The sequence below is a fragment of the Agromyces tropicus genome, assembly GCF_039531345.1.
Taxonomy (GTDB): Bacteria; Actinomycetota; Actinomycetes; order Actinomycetales; family Microbacteriaceae; genus Agromyces; species Agromyces tropicus.
Genome location: NZ_BAAAPW010000003.1, coordinates 295,975 through 310,913, shown reverse-complemented (window position 1 = coordinate 310,913; position 14,939 = coordinate 295,975). Strand labels below are relative to the sequence as shown.

The 14,939-nt window shown below is 63.8% G+C and carries 10 protein-coding genes and 1 pseudogene; 4 read left to right on the top strand and 7 right to left on the bottom strand.

Translation table 11 applies throughout. From position 1 onward, the window contains the following. A pseudogene (locus tag ABD230_RS12420) lies at nucleotides 1-104 on the top strand (IS481 family transposase); the annotation flags it as partial. A gap of 201 nt (nucleotides 105-305) precedes the next feature. Continuing rightward, the gene (locus ABD230_RS12415; protein ID WP_344374307.1) at nucleotides 306-2,555 is read left to right on the top strand and encodes a CHAT domain-containing protein; all 2,250 of its coding nucleotides are present in this window, start codon (nucleotides 306-308) and stop codon (nucleotides 2,553-2,555) included. 245 nt (nucleotides 2,556-2,800) lie between these two features. On the opposite strand, the gene ABD230_RS12410 is transcribed toward ABD230_RS12415, so the two are convergent. From ABD230_RS12410 to nrdH, 6 genes are all read right to left on the bottom strand, one after another. Then, nucleotides 2,801-6,538 (bottom strand): hypothetical protein, encoded by a 3,738-nt coding sequence (locus ABD230_RS12410; RefSeq protein WP_344374304.1) that lies wholly within the window; start codon nucleotides 6,536-6,538, stop codon nucleotides 2,801-2,803. A gap of 566 nt (nucleotides 6,539-7,104) precedes the next feature. Further along, on the bottom strand, nucleotides 7,105-7,968 hold the full coding sequence (locus ABD230_RS12405) for a hypothetical protein (RefSeq protein WP_344374301.1): 864 nt from the start codon (nucleotides 7,966-7,968) through the stop codon (nucleotides 7,105-7,107). A 306-nt stretch (nucleotides 7,969-8,274) separates the two neighbouring features. After that, nucleotides 8,275-9,294 (bottom strand): class 1b ribonucleoside-diphosphate reductase subunit beta, encoded by a 1,020-nt coding sequence (nrdF, locus tag ABD230_RS12400; protein ID WP_155840816.1) that lies wholly within the window; start codon nucleotides 9,292-9,294, stop codon nucleotides 8,275-8,277. A gap of 43 nt (nucleotides 9,295-9,337) precedes the next feature. Next, nucleotides 9,338-11,443, bottom strand: coding sequence for a class 1b ribonucleoside-diphosphate reductase subunit alpha (gene nrdE, locus ABD230_RS12395; protein WP_344374293.1), 2,106 nt, complete (start codon nucleotides 11,441-11,443; stop codon nucleotides 9,338-9,340). A 35-nt stretch (nucleotides 11,444-11,478) separates the two neighbouring features. Then, complete coding sequence (gene nrdI / locus ABD230_RS12390; protein ID WP_344374289.1) at nucleotides 11,479-11,907, bottom strand: class Ib ribonucleoside-diphosphate reductase assembly flavoprotein NrdI; 429 nt, start codon at nucleotides 11,905-11,907, stop codon at nucleotides 11,479-11,481. A gap of 53 nt (nucleotides 11,908-11,960) precedes the next feature. Beyond that, on the bottom strand, nucleotides 11,961-12,194 hold the full coding sequence (nrdH, locus tag ABD230_RS12385; RefSeq protein ID WP_344374286.1) for a glutaredoxin-like protein NrdH: 234 nt from the start codon (nucleotides 12,192-12,194) through the stop codon (nucleotides 11,961-11,963). A gap of 639 nt (nucleotides 12,195-12,833) precedes the next feature. On the opposite strand from nrdH, the gene ABD230_RS12380 reads away from it, so the two are divergent. Next, nucleotides 12,834-13,652 (top strand): alpha/beta fold hydrolase, encoded by an 819-nt coding sequence (locus tag ABD230_RS12380; RefSeq protein WP_344374280.1) that lies wholly within the window; start codon nucleotides 12,834-12,836, stop codon nucleotides 13,650-13,652. A gap of 74 nt (nucleotides 13,653-13,726) precedes the next feature. Here ABD230_RS12380 and ABD230_RS12375 read toward each other — a convergent pair whose 3' ends face one another. Then, complete coding sequence (locus ABD230_RS12375; RefSeq protein ID WP_344374276.1) at nucleotides 13,727-14,314, bottom strand: NADPH-dependent FMN reductase; 588 nt, start codon at nucleotides 14,312-14,314, stop codon at nucleotides 13,727-13,729. Between the two features lie 87 nt (nucleotides 14,315-14,401). On the opposite strand from ABD230_RS12375, the gene ABD230_RS12370 reads away from it, so the two are divergent. Beyond that, nucleotides 14,402-14,869, top strand: a complete 468-nt coding sequence (locus ABD230_RS12370; protein ID WP_344374272.1) for a MarR family winged helix-turn-helix transcriptional regulator — start codon at nucleotides 14,402-14,404, stop codon at nucleotides 14,867-14,869. Nucleotides 14,870-14,939: the final 70 nt, after the last annotated feature.

Here is a 14,939-nt window from a genome sequence, read left to right as displayed (position 1 = left end):
CCCTGCCCGGCTGGCTGCACTTCTACAATCAGCACAGGCGCCACTCCGCGATCGGAGCCCCGCCCATCAGCAGACTCAACAACCTGCCTGGACAGCACATCTAGCTCGATGACGGTCGGACCTTCCTCCCGATCCCAGCGCACCCGAGCTTCAATGACCGCGCGCTAGAGGTTACGATTCGCGAGATGGAGCTAATCGAACTTCGCCGGCGTTGGACACACCACGTGGCGGGAATGGTGACTACCCGATTCACTGCTAGCGGGCCCGTAGACGGCGCGCCAGACCCTGCCTTGAACACAGTCGAGATGGCGCTCGTCGATGTTCATGTGGGCTTCTCGCATCTCATGGGGGCCGACCGGGAGGAAGCTTCACTTGGCGCTTTCTGCACTCCTGAGCAAGCAGACACGATCGTAAGTCACTGGCGATCTGGTAGCCAGTCTTTAGATGTTGTTGGAGAGCTGTTCGCCGTCTGGCTAAGCCTGTGGCGTTCGGGAATATGGGCCGAAGAGCTTCGAAAAGAGCTCAGTGATCAACTCGCTGACTCTTATGTAAACAAGATTCTCGCAATTGAGCCACCCGGTGAGGACCCAATCTCTCCCTTCTGGTCCATCCTCGCCGAAGTAACGACGAGCGGCGCGGCGGTTGACGATACTTGGGACACTCCTGGCACACATCTTGCCATGATTCGAAACCTGGAGACTTGGCCAGACGGGCTAGTGACGGCATTGCTGCCACTCGAGAGACGCGCAATCCTCGGAGCCCGCCGAGACGGCGCACTCGAAGCCTCGCTAGAAAGCGCGATACATGTGATTGACACCGACGTGGCAATCCTTGGAGGCTGGGGTGGACCTCGGCCGCAGAACGTCCCCCGCTGGTTGCGCGACTACGCAATCGCTCGTGGCGGTCGAATCATCCAAGATCGGGCTGGCGTAGTTCCATGCTGGTTCCTAATCACGGAGTCCCCGGAGGAACTTCGTGCGGTTTCAGCCTGGCGATATTCGCCTCGGCCGATAGCTGTCGCTACCTATCCAGACCGGCCCGGATACGTCGCCCTCACTACTGAACTCGATTTCGGCGATGGTGGCCCGCCAGGAGTATTAGAGTTCGTCTACAATTCGCGCTCGCGGAGAAGCGCAGCGTCGTTGGACATGCTCGCCTGGGTGGAACTAGTCCGCTTGGAGGTTTACACAATCAACGAATCGAGGCTTGAGTACGCATTCTCCCACGGCGTGAGGCTCGCCGATTCGCGCGAAGCACTGGTAGATCCCGAGATCCGCGACTTTCCTGATGACAATTGGTTCGTCGACCCACCAACAGCCCCGCATGAAATTCTGTTCCAGATGCGGAACGCCGACCGAGTACAGTTCGAACTGATTCGAAGCGGTGAACGAGCTAGAGAAGGTGACACAACGCTCTCTAGTCTCTACATCGATTATCTTCAAGCTCTGGACGAGGGCGCGCGATCGCTCTGCGTGGGTGTGAGCCCGGACGTTGCTCGAATTGATAGAGCGCGGCGAGAGCTTCAGAGGGAACGTTCGTTTGCACGGGAAAGTCCAAGTGACATTCACCTTGATGAGCTGGGAACCAATCGTGGCATTCTTCAGGTGAGCCTAATAACGGACGAACCAATGCGCGTGAGAGGTGCGATCGCATATCACGACGATCATGACGTGGTAAACGCTCGACTTCTAACGATAGCCGAGCACAGCTACGCACTTGGCCGGCTTGAAGCAGATGAGGACGGCCTTGCCGAACTCTTGGGCCTCGGCCTCACAGGATTGGTGTTATCGCCGTCCGGCCCACTGTATGGCCTCCCTCTACATGAGGACTTTCTCGACGAGGGGATCCTTGAAGTCTCTTACGCCCACTGTTCCGAAGTTATTGCCGAGAGTTCTCCGCAGACGGACGCGAGTTCAGGCGTTCTCGTCGCGGGTTGGCAGGGCGACTCGGCGTCCGGAGATCAGCTGAGCTTTCTTGAAGCGGAACTGCTAGTCCTAGAGAACACCTATGGCGTGACGCGAGGATCCGGCACCCTCTCAGGACCGCTTCCCTCGGTCGTACATCTGGCCGGGCATGGCATGGCGGGCGAATCCGCGATTGAGCATTGGCTGCGGGCGTGGCCGTCTTTGGCCGATCTGGTTACGCCCGCGCGCGTTCTGTTGGAGGCTGATGCAAGCTCGACCGACCTCGTGTTCTTGTCGGCGTGCTCGTCGGGGCGCGGTGTGTTCGGCGCGCGCACGGTCATGGAAGCTATCCCACTCGACGTCGCCTTCCTTGAACGCGGCGCGAAGTGCGTCGTGTCAACTAGCGCTCCAGTTAATGACGCTATCGCGGCGGCGTTCTCGATAGCCTTCCACGTCGCTTGGAGAAGGGGCTCCACGATCTGGGAAGCGTACATGGAAGCGCGTACGCTCACTTCAAGGGCAGCGGCCTCCTCAGACGTCCTTGAGGCAATTCAGGCGGTGTGGCCTACTTGGAAACAGGACTTGGAACAAGGAACTGCTAGACATCCCGAAGACTGGAGGAAATTTAGACTCTCGGGGCGTCACTGGTAGCTAATCTCGCGGACGGCACGGTCCTTGCGGAGGTAGGGGCTGCTGCTCGGCCGCGTGTTATTGCAAACGCGGGTCGCGAGCGCTATGAATCCCCTCTGGACCCCTTTGCGGTCAGTAGCTCGTGGACGGCACCGGTCTGGTCGGCCAATCCTGATAGCGTCACCAACTCGCGCAACACTTCAGTGCCGTTAGATGGTTCATGCTCAATCCCGGCCGTAGCTCTGGATCCGTCGTCTTCTCCGTCCCTAGAACTCTAGGCCCTCGAGGAAGCGGCGAGCCTCCTCGTCGTTTCGACGCCCCTCCTCTCGGTATGAATCGGCGACAGCGCGCAGCGCGCCCGCCGTGCGAGGATGCGTTGCCTCGATCCGAGCGGCTTGATCGTCATACTCTGCCGCGATATCGAACTCCTGCTTGCCCCCCTCCGTCATGCCGCGCGATGTCACGCCCCGCTTGTTATGGAGCCCTACGATGAACCCACGTTCCAGATGGTCGGTAGGCGCTACTTCGAGAACGTCCCGAACCGCGCGAGTAGGAAAAGTGCCGTCAGGATCGGTCGGGGCGTGAGCGAAAACCTCGCCGATCTGCAATTCGCCAATATCCAACCGGTCGATCTCAACGAGCGAGGTTCGCGCTGCATCGATCCAGCCGCGCAGTCTCGTGCCGTCAACGCCCCCATCGGGAGTTGAGCCAGGCACTACTCGCCACTCACGAAGGAGGCGGTATGCGTTCCCCGCAAGATTCGAGTCGACCGGGCCCTCGTCCTCGCCGCCTGAGCTGGCGCGCTTGAAGGCGAGCTCTATGAGCTTCACGAACGAAGCCGGGTCGCGTGCGAGGAGACGCTGCAACGACGGAGCTCCCTCTCCGTGGTGAAGCACCGGCAGGAACTTCCACTCCAGTTGCGCGACCAGCGCCTCATCAACATCGCGCGACCGGAGGTAGGCGAGCAGTCGCGAGAGGTCGTGCTCCGAGACACGACCGGCGTCGTTTTCACCGCCGGTGAAGGCCTGAAGGGCGTCAACGACCACGTCAACGGCGATTTCCTCCTGACGATCCGCGTAGATGCTCAGCGCGTCAACGGCCACCGCAGCGCGTCCATGAGTCAGAAGGTTGCGAGCAACCTCATTCACATACGAGAAATCGGCGCCGCGTCCATACGGGACGAACTCCTTCCAGTAGGCTTCCTCAACCGCCCGACCTAGCTCCGCTAGGACGCCCCACGCCTCGATTACGTTCCCCGCTGATTGCAGCAGCCGCGCTTGGGCCAGGGGATTCCCTCCGAGGCGTTCGAGCCACGGCCGCATCTGCTCTATGTCCCCGCCAAAGCGCGCCCGCGCATACCCGCTCGCGAACTCGGCGCGCTTCGGGTCGTCGCTGTCCAGATTGATGAGGGCTTCAGCTTCGAATTGCGGCCCGGCGGCGGCCGCCGCCAAGCCAACTGCGCTCGGCAGCGCCACCTCACATGCTAGCTGAGGCAGCGCTCCAAATCCTTGGGCATCGATGATTGCCTTAGCGGCCTCAACACGAGCCTTCGTGAGCGTTTCCTCGTATCCGGCGTAGTCATTCGCCATCGACACACCGATGTCCGGCGACCAATCGTCGAACAACCATCGGCGCGTCTCGGCGGGTGCCGACGGCGCCAACGCCGCAGCCCGCGCCGCAAGCGGCTCCAACCATTCCTCTGCGAGCGACCATCTTGAGTCGGCAAACTGCCGATGCTTCCGCACGAAGTCTTCAATTGCGCCCCAAAGAGAAACGATCGCGCTTGGGTCTAGCTCGTCGCGCTCTAGTTGGCCCAGCCTTTCGAGCGCGGACCGTTTGCCCTCGTTCGGCAGGCGATCAAATGCCTTGACGACCTCCACCCAGCGAAGGGGGTCCCTGGCCGCATGCTCGATGATCCGCTCCGAGAGCGCATCGATGAACTCGTAGATCTCCCCATAGGTGGTCGCCGCCCGCCCAGATCCGGCGGCCCAGTCACGAAACCGTGGCTTGTGCGTCGGCATGGCGACCTCTGATGGCCCTGGAAGAAGTTCGAGCATCAGATTCCAAGTGACAGCTTCGTGGCGGAGCAGAAGCGCGTCAATGACGAGCACGCGATTCCCCGCCGGCGCGGAAGTCTGAGGCAGCCAAGGACGAAAGATCTCTCGGAGACTGCTCGCGGGCCGATTGCTGAGTCTTCCGCCAGGATCGATCTCCGCCAGCATGGCAAGCACCTCAGCCGCAAACCCCAAGTGCCGACTCGACCAGGCAATGCACTCCAGCGCCCAGAGGACACCCGTATGCGGACTACTCACATACCAAGAGTCGGTCTCGTCCTGGAAGTAGTGACGGGCAAGAGGCTCGGCTCCACTCGCCGCATCCGCAGCGGATCTTAGGAATACGTCGGGCGCCGCCTCAGCCAACAGTGGGAGAACATCGCTCATGGACTCCCACAGTTGGGCTGACTTATCCTCGTTGGCTCGGCTTACAAGCCTCCACACAACTCGCTCAGCCCATTGACGTGCCGATCGACCCCCGCCGAGGCGCAGCTCGTCCCCTCGTGCTCCGAGCAGCGCTACGGCCCGTCCAAGGCCGCTCCGCAGGTCGGTCGAGTGGACTCTACTCTTCCCGTAGATTCCGGCGGTCCAGCGTTCTTCGGGCGGCAGTTCGAGACGTGGGTCTACCGCTCCGAGGACTGTTTGCACCGCAAGCTCGAGAGCCATTAGGTCAGCGTCCCGAATCGTATGGCGCGCGCTCCGCCATGAATCCTCTACAGATGCGACCGCCCACGTTCCACCGACCTGCGTGAAGATCGGATCGGGCTGACTGACGATCGACTCAAGCTTGTCTGTGAGGGACACCTGACTCGTGCCGGTGAGCGCCTCCATCACTTCTCTGTCACCGCTCCTCCGCTGGCTCCACGCGCCCGCCAGCCAGGCCCGGCGCACGGGGGCGTCCGAAAGGTCGCGGTACCAGTCCGCAGGGTCGATTTGCCCGAAACGTGTGGATACTCTCCGAAGAGCGAGCAAGCTCTTGGTGCCGGCTCGAACGAAGCGGTCCAGGTCGCCTTCCAATACACCCACTTCGTGCAAAGCAGTGCGGAGGGTGCGATGGTCGAGCGGCGGAAGCTCTATATCCGCGTCGCCCTCGGTCACCACGAATGCAACGTGGTGATTCTCAACAAGACTCGCCTCACGCTGAAGGTGCTCTTCGTATGGGAGCAGAATGAGCAGGCTAGAGGTGCTATCGAGGCGCCGAAGCGTTACGCCGTCATGAACCAGTAGCGATCGAGACAGCATCGGCTCGGACTCATCGGGAGCCTGCGCCATCATGGCGCATGCTGCAAACGCCAAGCCGTCGTCTACGCTCGCCGCCTTGATGAAAGTCCGCCCCACGTCGATGGCCAATCTGCGTAGCAGCATCGCCGCGCTATCCTCGCGCCCAGCGAGCACGACGTTCGCGGTGAGCTTCGGATCAAACCCGTTGGAAAAGCGTCGCCACCAGTCTTCGATCGTCGCCACGCCAAGCGCTGGCATATCCAGCAACTCTGACATCCAGATCCGCACTGCCGGCGCCTCTTCGAGGGCCTGCTCGATATCGTCAGCGTCGAGAACGCGGACGTCGCGCCACTTTCCTTCAGCGCGTCGCTTCGCTTCCCAAGCCTTCTTTCGGCGCCAGCGCCTTGGCGTGACAAAGACAAACGTGGCCTCTGACTTGTCAATGTCAAGCGAGTCGTCCGTCCGGCTCTTGTAATCGTCAGTAGCTTTGCCGGCCGGGTCGTCGCTGGTTCCCATCTCCCAAACGCTCAAGCCGTCTGGGACGAACGGCGTTGCTCGCGTCGCCTCGACGGTGCCGTCGTAGCCTGGCAGACCGACGCCCTCGCCACCGCGCATTTCAAGGCTCTGGACCTGATCGTTCTCATGCCGGATCAGCCTCCGCACGAGGCGAGGAAGGTCGGACTGCGCCGAGCGCTGATCTGCCCACCTCTCAAGGTCGGTTGCGTCCACAAGGTGAGGCTGACCCGCGCCATGCGTCATCCCGTGACCTCCTCGGCACAAGCCTAGGTCTTGCTTGTGCTGTTGAAACAGGTCGCCTTCGATGTATCGTGACTCAACTAGCGCGATATCCCACAAGTATTCTTGTGAGCGGGCTCACTATTTGATTCACCGTCGGGTGGTTGGGCCCAACAGCTACCAAGGCATCGACCTGCCGACCGGAACGCCGACCCGTTATCCGCATGACCCGGTGTAGGTGCCACTCGGATGCAAGCCTTGTCAACTCTGGCCGACAGCGGGCGAACAGCACTTGCGACAGCCCCGACTCCTTCATCGAGGATGGTTTGGGCACGAGCCGCAAGCTCCGGGTACGGCTGCGAAATCAAATTGGCGAAGACGGCTTCTGGGATTGGGCGCATTAGCGTCTGTACCCACTTCGATCTCGGATTCATCAAGCTCGGCGCATGTGACTGGTAGCTGCTCGGCGATTCGGCGCATGCGTGGATCGCATTCGAGGAGAGCGGGAAAGTGGGCCGCAACTTGACTCTTCAGCAATTGAGGCCGCCCGCCGCATGGGTCTACCAGCGCACCAGACTCGCCCCCATCTCCTCGAGGCGATCGTTGACCCGCCCGAGCGGGTTGGGCCGTGCAAAGTAGGGGGTTGCATCGGCGCTCGGGTGAGCATTCTCAACCTTGGCGACGCTGACCCCCCAGGTCTCAGCAGCCTTGCTGGAGGTCTCAACCCCGCTCGCTGCAAATATCTTCTTCGCGAAGCCGCCGAGAACCAGGTACACAACACTTCCCGCGTCGCGCTCGGCCATGCCATTCAGCAATTGGTACATGACCGGCGCCCAGAACGCCAGGTGCGCCTCCTGCTCCGCGCATCCGCCACGCGCGTACTTCGTAAGCGTCCAAGCGGCGTTCACGAAGAGGACGCCATGGTCGAACTGAAGCCGGTCGAAGAAGGCCGATGGCGACTCGAGCGTCAAGCTCCCGCTCGCGATCCCTCGCTTCACTTCTATCCAACCGCGATCGGGATCCACGAACTCGGCGCGCCCAGAGCGCACTTGAAGCGCGGATTGCACGAGCCGCTGAAGGCTGAGAGCTACCGGACCTCGCCAGTCGCCGAGCAACCCATCTTCGAAGGCACGGCCGGTGGCGCGCGACAACAGAGGATAGGGGTCTTGTCCGATCACCACGACCTTGACTGATTCGGGATCGGTGCGGTCGAACGCGCGAAAGACATGCGCCTCTGCCGGGGCACCAGGGTGGGGCGACGAACGCCGGCCCGGAATGATGGGGTACGCCGACTCGGACCGAAGCCTTGGATCGACCGAGTCGATATCGGGCTCCACAGACTGAAAGAAGTGGGCCCACGCGGGAGGTAAGTCGTCGCGCCAATCGCGTACGTAATTGGAGAGTTCAGTCCTGAGCGTCGTCATCCGCAGTCCTTTCGCCGGACCCGCAACGTCCTCCACGGGTGTAACCGATGTCCTGATACAGCAGTGTCACCGCCGCGCCCCCGAACCATGACGGACCAAGCTGTCGTGCGACCTTCCGCATGCCGATTCACGCGCAACGCAGCTCAGGCTTGACTAAGGACGTGTTCATGGAGCACGCTCGCGCTCACCAGGGTTAGTTCTTTACTGTCCCCCTCGAGAGCAGGCAAGAGACCGGCCCGAATCCGCAGGCTGCTGCGAGTTCGGGCCCATTGCCTGCCCTTTCGAGCCAGCATCGGAATCAGGACGCTAGAAGTCCCAGTCCTCGTCCTCCGTGTTGACCGCCTTGCCGATCACGTAGGACGAGCCCGACCCGGAGAAGAAGTCGTGGTTCTCGTCGGCGTTCGGTGAGAGCGAAGCGAGGATCGCCGGGTTCACGTCGGTGACCGAGGAGGGGAACATCGACTCGTAGCCGAGGTTCATGAGGGCCTTGTTGGCGTTGTAGTGCAGGAACTTCTTGACGTCCTCGGTGAGGCCGAGGCCGTCGTAGAGGCTCTGCGTGTACTGCACCTCGTTGTCGTAGAGCTCGTAGAGCAGCGAGAACGTGTAGTCCTTGATCTCGTCGCGCTTGGCCTGGTCGACCAGCTCGAGTCCGCGCTGGAACTTGTAGCCGATGTAGTAGCCGTGCACGGCCTCGTCGCGGATGATGAGGCGGATGAGGTCGGCCGTGTTCGTCAGCTTCGCGCGCGACGACCAGTGCATCGGCAGGTAGAAGCCCGAGTAGAAGAGGAACGACTCGAGCAGCGTCGAGGCGACCTTGCGCTTCAGGGGCTCGTCGCCGCGGTAGTACTCCATCACGATGGAGGCCTTCTTCTGGAGGTGCTCGTTCTCGACCGACCAGCGGAACGCCTCGTCGATGTCCTTCGTCGAGCACAGCGTCGAGAAGATCGACGAGTAGCTCTTCGCGTGCACCGACTCCATGAACGCGATGTTCGTGTACACCGCCTCTTCGTGCGGGGTCAGCGAGTCGGGGATGAGCGAGACCGCGCCGACCGTGCCCTGGATGGTGTCGAGCAGCGTGAGGCCGGTGAACACCCGCATCGTCGTGGTCTGCTCTTCGGGGGTCAGCTGGTTCCACGACTGCACGTCGTTCGACAGCGGCACCTTCTCGGGCAGCCAGAAGTTGTTGACCAGGCGGTTCCAGACCTCGAGGTCCTTGTCGTCCTGGATGCGGTTCCAGTTGATCGCGTTGACGTGGCTGACCAGCTTGACCGGCGCGACGTGGGCCGGGTCGTTGGTGGCCGAGTTCACCGGGTCGGTGAGAGTCATCCGTTCATTCCTCTTCTCGAGTCATCCGTAATGTGAGAAATGCTCACAAAGTGCACGAGACGCACATTTCCAGCTCTGTGCCCTCGAGGGCCTGCTGACGCAGCCGGATGTAGTAGATCGTCTTGATGCCCTTGCGCCAGGCGTAGATCTGGGCCTTGTTGATGTCGCGGGTCGTCGCGGTGTCCTTGAAGAACAGCGTGAGCGACAGGCCCTGGTCGACGTGCTGCGTCGCCGCGGCGTAGGTGTCGATGACCTTCTCGTAGCCGATCTCGTACGCGTCCTCGTAGTACTCGAGGTTGTCGTTCGTCATGAACGGCGCCGGGTAGTAGACGCGGCCGAGCTTGCCTTCCTTGCGGATCTCGATCTTCGACGCGATCGGGTGGATCGACGACGTCGAGTTGTTGATGTACGAGATCGAGCCGGTCGGCGGCACCGCCTGCAGGTTCTGGTTGTAGATGCCGTGCTCCTGGATGGAGGCCTTCAGCTCCTGCCAGTCGTGCTGCGTCGGGATGTGCACGCCGGCGTCGGCGAACAGCTCGATGACCCGCGCGGTCTGCGGCACCCACGCGACATCCGTGTACTTGTCGAAGAACTCGCCCGACGCGTACTTCGAGTCGGCGAAGCCGTCGAAGGCCTCGCCGCGCTCGATCGCGATCTGGTTCGACGCGCGCAGCGCGTGGAAGAGCACCGTGTAGAAGTAGATGTTCGTGAAGTCGATGCCCTCCTCGCTGCCGTAGTGGATGCGCTCGCGGGCGAGGTAGCCGTGCAGGTTCATCTGGCCGAGGCCGATGGCGTGCGACTTGTCGTTGCCGTCTTCGACGGACCGCACCGATGAGATGTGCGACATGTTCGAGACGGCGGTGAGGCCACGGATGGCGGTCTCCACCGTCTTGCCGAGGTCGGGCGAGTCCATCGACAGCGCGATGTTCATCGACCCGAGGTTGCACGAGATGTCCTTGCCGATCTGGGCGTAGGACAGGTCTTCGTTGTAGGTCGTCGGCGTGTTGACCTGGAGGATCTCGGAGCACAGGTTCGACATGTTGATCCGACCCTTGATCGGGTTGGCCTTGTTCACCGTGTCCTCGAACACGATGTAGGGGTAGCCCGACTCGAACTGGATCTCGGCGATCGTCTGGAAGAACTCGCGCGCGTTGATCTTGGTCTTCTTGATGCGCGGGTCGTCGACCATGGCGCGGTAGTTCTCGGTGATCGGCACGTCGCCGAACGGCTTGCCGTAGACGCGCTCGACGTCGTACGGCGAGAAGAGGTACATGTCCTCGTTGTTCTTCGCGAGCTCGAACGTGATGTCGGGCACGACGACGCCGAGGGAGAGCGTCTTGATGCGGATCTTCTCGTCGGCGTTCTCGCGCTTGGTGTCGAGGAACCGCATGATGTCGGGGTGGTGCGCCGACAGGTACACCGCACCGGCGCCCTGGCGTGCGCCGAGCTGGTTGGCGTACGAGAAGGAGTCCTCGAGGAGCTTCATCACGGGGATGATGCCCGACGACTGGTTCTCGATCTGCTTGATCGGCGCACCCGACTCGCGGATGTTGCTGAGCAGGAGCGCCACGCCGCCGCCGCGCTTCGACAGCTGCAGCGACGAGTTGATGCCCCGCGAGATCGACTCCATGTTGTCTTCGATGCGGAGCAGGAAGCACGAGACGAGCTCGCCGCGCTGCGCCTTGCCCGTGTTGAGGAACGTGGGGGTCGCCGGCTGGAAGCGGCCGGCGATGATCTCTTCCACGAGTTCGGTCGCGAGCTGCTCGTCGCCCTGCGCGAGGCCGAGCGCGGTCATCACGACGCGGTCTTCGAAGCGCTCGAGGTATCGCTTGCCGTCGAAGGTCTTCAGCGTGTAGCTCGTGTAGTACTTGAACGCGCCGAGGAACGTCTCGAAGCGGAACTTCTTCGAGTACGCCAGGTCGTTGAGCTGCTGGATGAACTCGAACGAGTACATGGCGAGCGTCTCGGGCTCGTAGTACTCCTTCTCGACGAGATAGTCGAGGCGCTCCTTGAGGGAGTGGAAGAAGACCGTGTTCTGGTTGACGTGCTGGAGGAAGTACTCCCGCGCCGCCTCCTTGTCCTTCTCGAACTGGATCTTCCCGTCGGCGCTGTAGAGGTTCAGCATCGCGTTCAGGGCGTGGTAGTCCATCCCCGAGTTGCTCGAGCGCGGTGCGTCGATGACCGCTACGCCACTGTCGCTTGCGGCGCCTGCTGCTGCGTTGACCAAAATGCGTCCAATCCCTCGTCGACGGCGCGAACGTCGTCAGGTGTTCCGAATACTTCGAAGCGGTAGAGGTGCGGCACATGGCACTTCGCGGCGACGATGTCGCCCGCGAGGCCGTAGGCCGTACCGAAGTTGGTGTTTCCGGCGGCGATCACGCCGCGGATGAGTGCGCGGTTGTGCGGGTCGTTCAGGAACCTGATGACCTGCTTGGGCACGGCGCCCTTGCCGTCCCCTCCCCCGTAGGTCGGGACCACGAGGACGTACGGTTCGTCGGCGACGAGCGCCGCATCCTTCGCGTGGAGCGGGATGCGCGCCGCCGGCCGGCCGAGCTTGTCCATGAATCGGGCGGTGTTGCCCGAGACGCTCGAGAAGTAGATGAGGTTCGTCATGACTGCTCCAGGCCGTGCTCCACGACCCCCCGGTCGTTCACGCCCGGGAGCCGTTACGCGAGCCGAGCCGCGAGTTCGTCGATCTTGTCGGGGCGGAAGCCGGACCAGTGGCCCTCGTCGGTGATGACGACCGGGGCCTGCAGGTAGCCGAGCTCCTTGACGGCGGCGAGGGCGGTCTCGTCCTGCGAGACGTCGAGCACCTCGTACTCGATGCCCTTGCTGTCGAGGGCGCGGTACGTGGCGTTGCACTGGACGCAGGAAGGCTTGGTGTAGACCGTGACCGTCATCTCTGTGACCCCTCTTCTCTGGCTCCAAGGGAGCCGATTCCCCCGGTGTTGCTTTGGCTCTTCGATACTACATCTTGTGTCTGAGCAAATGCACGACCACAAGATGATGTAGTTACATCCGTGTAGTTTTCCGCCGCGTTCTCCACCGTTCATCAACAGGTCGAAGCGACCCTGATCGGCGGATTCTCGCGGCTCGACTCGCGGTTCTCCACAGGCACGCTCATCTGTGCATGATCGGCCTGTGAATGGATGTCGGGCGTGTCGTCGGCGTGTCGCACGCGTACGGCGCTCGGGCGAGGCATCCGCACCGCTGTTGCAGCGGAACGGCGACCCCGGAACCTCCCGGACTCGTGCGACATACCGGCTCCCCCGACCCGACATCTGGCCCTCATCGGCCTGGCGACCACAACATGTGGTGGCGTCCGGCAGTAATGCTGCCACCACCCACCGACATTCCCGCGCTGCCGCGCACGGCGCGTCGCGGCGATCTCCACCCCCATTCGCGGGAGGGTCGCCGCCGTCGTCCAGAAGGCGCCGCTGCGGCATCCGCCAGCCCCTATCGCGCAGCCGCCCGCCCGGGCTAGCCTGACGGCGGACCCGTACCCCGACGCAGACCCGCCCCTGCGAAGGAAGGACCGCATGTCGCACACCGTGATCTCGCACGACGGCGCGTCGATCGCCTACGACCGCGAGGGCGAGGGCCCTCCCGTCATCCTCGTCGGCGGCGCGTTCCAGTTCCGCGCGTTCGACCCGGCCACCAAGCAGCTCGCGACGGCGCTCGCGAAGCGCGGCTACACGGTCGTCAACTACGACCGGCGCGGCCGCGGCGAGAGCGCGCACGACGTGCCGATGGGCCTGCACGAGACGCTCGCCGACCTGCGCGCGATCGTCGCCGAGCTCGAGCGCATCCACGAGCTCGGCGAGGGCGTCGCGCTCTTCGGCAACTCCTCCGGCGGCGCGATCGCGCTGGCCGCCGCAGCGCACGGCCTGCCCGTGACCGCGATCGTCGCGTTCGAGGTGCCGCTCGGCGCCGAGCAGGGCAGCGATGGCGCCGAGTTCCTCGAGGGCTTCCGCGAGCGCGCCGCGGGCGACGACGCCGACGCGCTGGTCGAGTACTTCATGAAGGACATGCCGCCCGAGTGGCTCGAGCGATCGAAGGGCAGCCCCGCCTGGCCGCTCATGGTGCGCATCGGGCCGAGCCTCGAAGCGGATGCCGAGTCCCTCGCATGGGCGCAGTCCGCGCCGCACGCCGAGCTGCTCGGGTCCATCACAGCACCGACGCTCGTGCTCGTCGGCGACGAGGAGGCGCCCGACGGCATGCGGCCGGCGGCCGACGCGATCGCCGGCGCGATGCCGCATGCCGAGCGCCGCGGCATCCGCGCGGCCGACCACGCGTGGCAGCCCGACGAGATGGCGACGACGATCGCCGACTTCCTCGACGAGCACGTGGCGCGCTGACGGCCGACGCCCCGTCGCGACGACGACGGAGGGCGGCGCCGGGTCACGGCGCCGCCCTCCGGTCGCGTGCGGGACTAGGCCGCCTGCGCGAGCTCGCCGGCCTCGCGCACGGAGCGCAGGGCGAGCGCCCACGGCACGAGCTGGTCGAGCTGGGCCGCGAGCATGCCGGCGTGGTAGCCGGCCGGGGTGAAGGTCGTGTAGTTCTCGAAGTCGGTCATGAGCGAGAACGAGACCTGCTGGCGCACGTCGGCGACCTGCAGCTCGCCGAGGATCAGGCGCAGGTGCTCTGCCGCGCGCGTGCCGCCGGCCGAGCCGTAGCTGACGAGCCCGGCGGCCTTGTTGTTCCACTCGGCATAGACGAAGTCGATCGCGTTCTTCAGGGCGCCGGAGGTCGAGTGGTTGTACTCGGGCGTGACGAAGATGTAGCCGTCGAACGAGTCGACCTTCTCGGCCCACGCCTTGGTGTGCGCCTGGGCGTACTGGCCCATCGCCGCCGGCATCGCCTCGTCGAGGTGGGGCAGGGCGAAGTCGACGAGGTCGACGAGCTCGAACTCGGCGTCGCTGCGCGCCGACGCCTGCTCGAGCACCCAACGGGCGACCTGCTCGCCGACGCGACCCGGTCGGGTGCTGCCGATGATGATGCCGATCCTGACTGCGGACATGTGTCGTCCTCTCTCGGGGGAAGTAGTTGACACGTCATCATAAACCTCTTAGATGACATGTCAACCAAATGCCGGTAGGCTGGAGACATGCCCGCCACCGAGGTCTCCGCCGTCGACGACGCCGAGTGGGCCCTGTTCGACGGCTTCGTGCTCATGCACGCCGAGCTCGGCCGCGAGCTCGACCGGCGATTGCAGCGCGACGCCGGCATCTCGCAGGCCGACTTCGGCCTGATGCTCGCCCTGTTCCGCGGCCCCGAGGAGGGGCTGCGCCCGGGCGCGCTCGGCGAGCTCATCGGGTGGGAGAAGAGCCGCGTCTCGCACCAGCTCACGCGCATGGTCGGCCGCGGCCTCGTCGAGCGCGTCGAGTGCGACACCGACGCGCGAGGCTCGATGATCGTGCTCACGCGCGCCGGCCGGCGCGCGCTGCTCGGCGGCATGCGCAACCACGCGCGCGACATCCGCGAGCTGTTCCTCGACCGCCTCGAGCCCGACGAGAAGCGCGCGATCGCCGCGGCATCCGCCCGGGTGCTCGGCGGGCTCGACGTCGGGCGCTGACGCCGCGCGTCGACCCGCGCCGACGCACGCGAGGGCGCCGCCCGCCGAAGCGAGTGGCGCCCCCGGTTCA

Bases quoted from the DNA above. Each gene is read 5' to 3' on its own strand.
- ABD230_RS12415 (WP_344374307.1), top strand. From the start codon at position 306: ATGGCGCTCGTCGATGTTCATGTGGGCTTCTCGCATCTCATGGGGGCC.
- ABD230_RS12405 (WP_344374301.1), bottom strand. From the start codon at position 7,968: ATGACGACGCTCAGGACTGAACTCTCCAATTACGTACGCGATTGGCGC.
- nrdF (WP_155840816.1), bottom strand. From the start codon at position 9,294: ATGACTCTCACCGACCCGGTGAACTCGGCCACCAACGACCCGGCCCAC.
- nrdE (WP_344374293.1), bottom strand. From the start codon at position 11,443: ATGGACTACCACGCCCTGAACGCGATGCTGAACCTCTACAGCGCCGAC.
- nrdI (WP_344374289.1), bottom strand. From the start codon at position 11,907: ATGACGAACCTCATCTACTTCTCGAGCGTCTCGGGCAACACCGCCCGA.
- nrdH (WP_344374286.1), bottom strand. From the start codon at position 12,194: ATGACGGTCACGGTCTACACCAAGCCTTCCTGCGTCCAGTGCAACGCC.
- ABD230_RS12380 (WP_344374280.1), top strand. From the start codon at position 12,834: ATGTCGCACACCGTGATCTCGCACGACGGCGCGTCGATCGCCTACGAC.
- ABD230_RS12375 (WP_344374276.1), bottom strand. From the start codon at position 14,314: ATGTCCGCAGTCAGGATCGGCATCATCATCGGCAGCACCCGACCGGGT.
- ABD230_RS12370 (WP_344374272.1), top strand. From the start codon at position 14,402: ATGCCCGCCACCGAGGTCTCCGCCGTCGACGACGCCGAGTGGGCCCTG.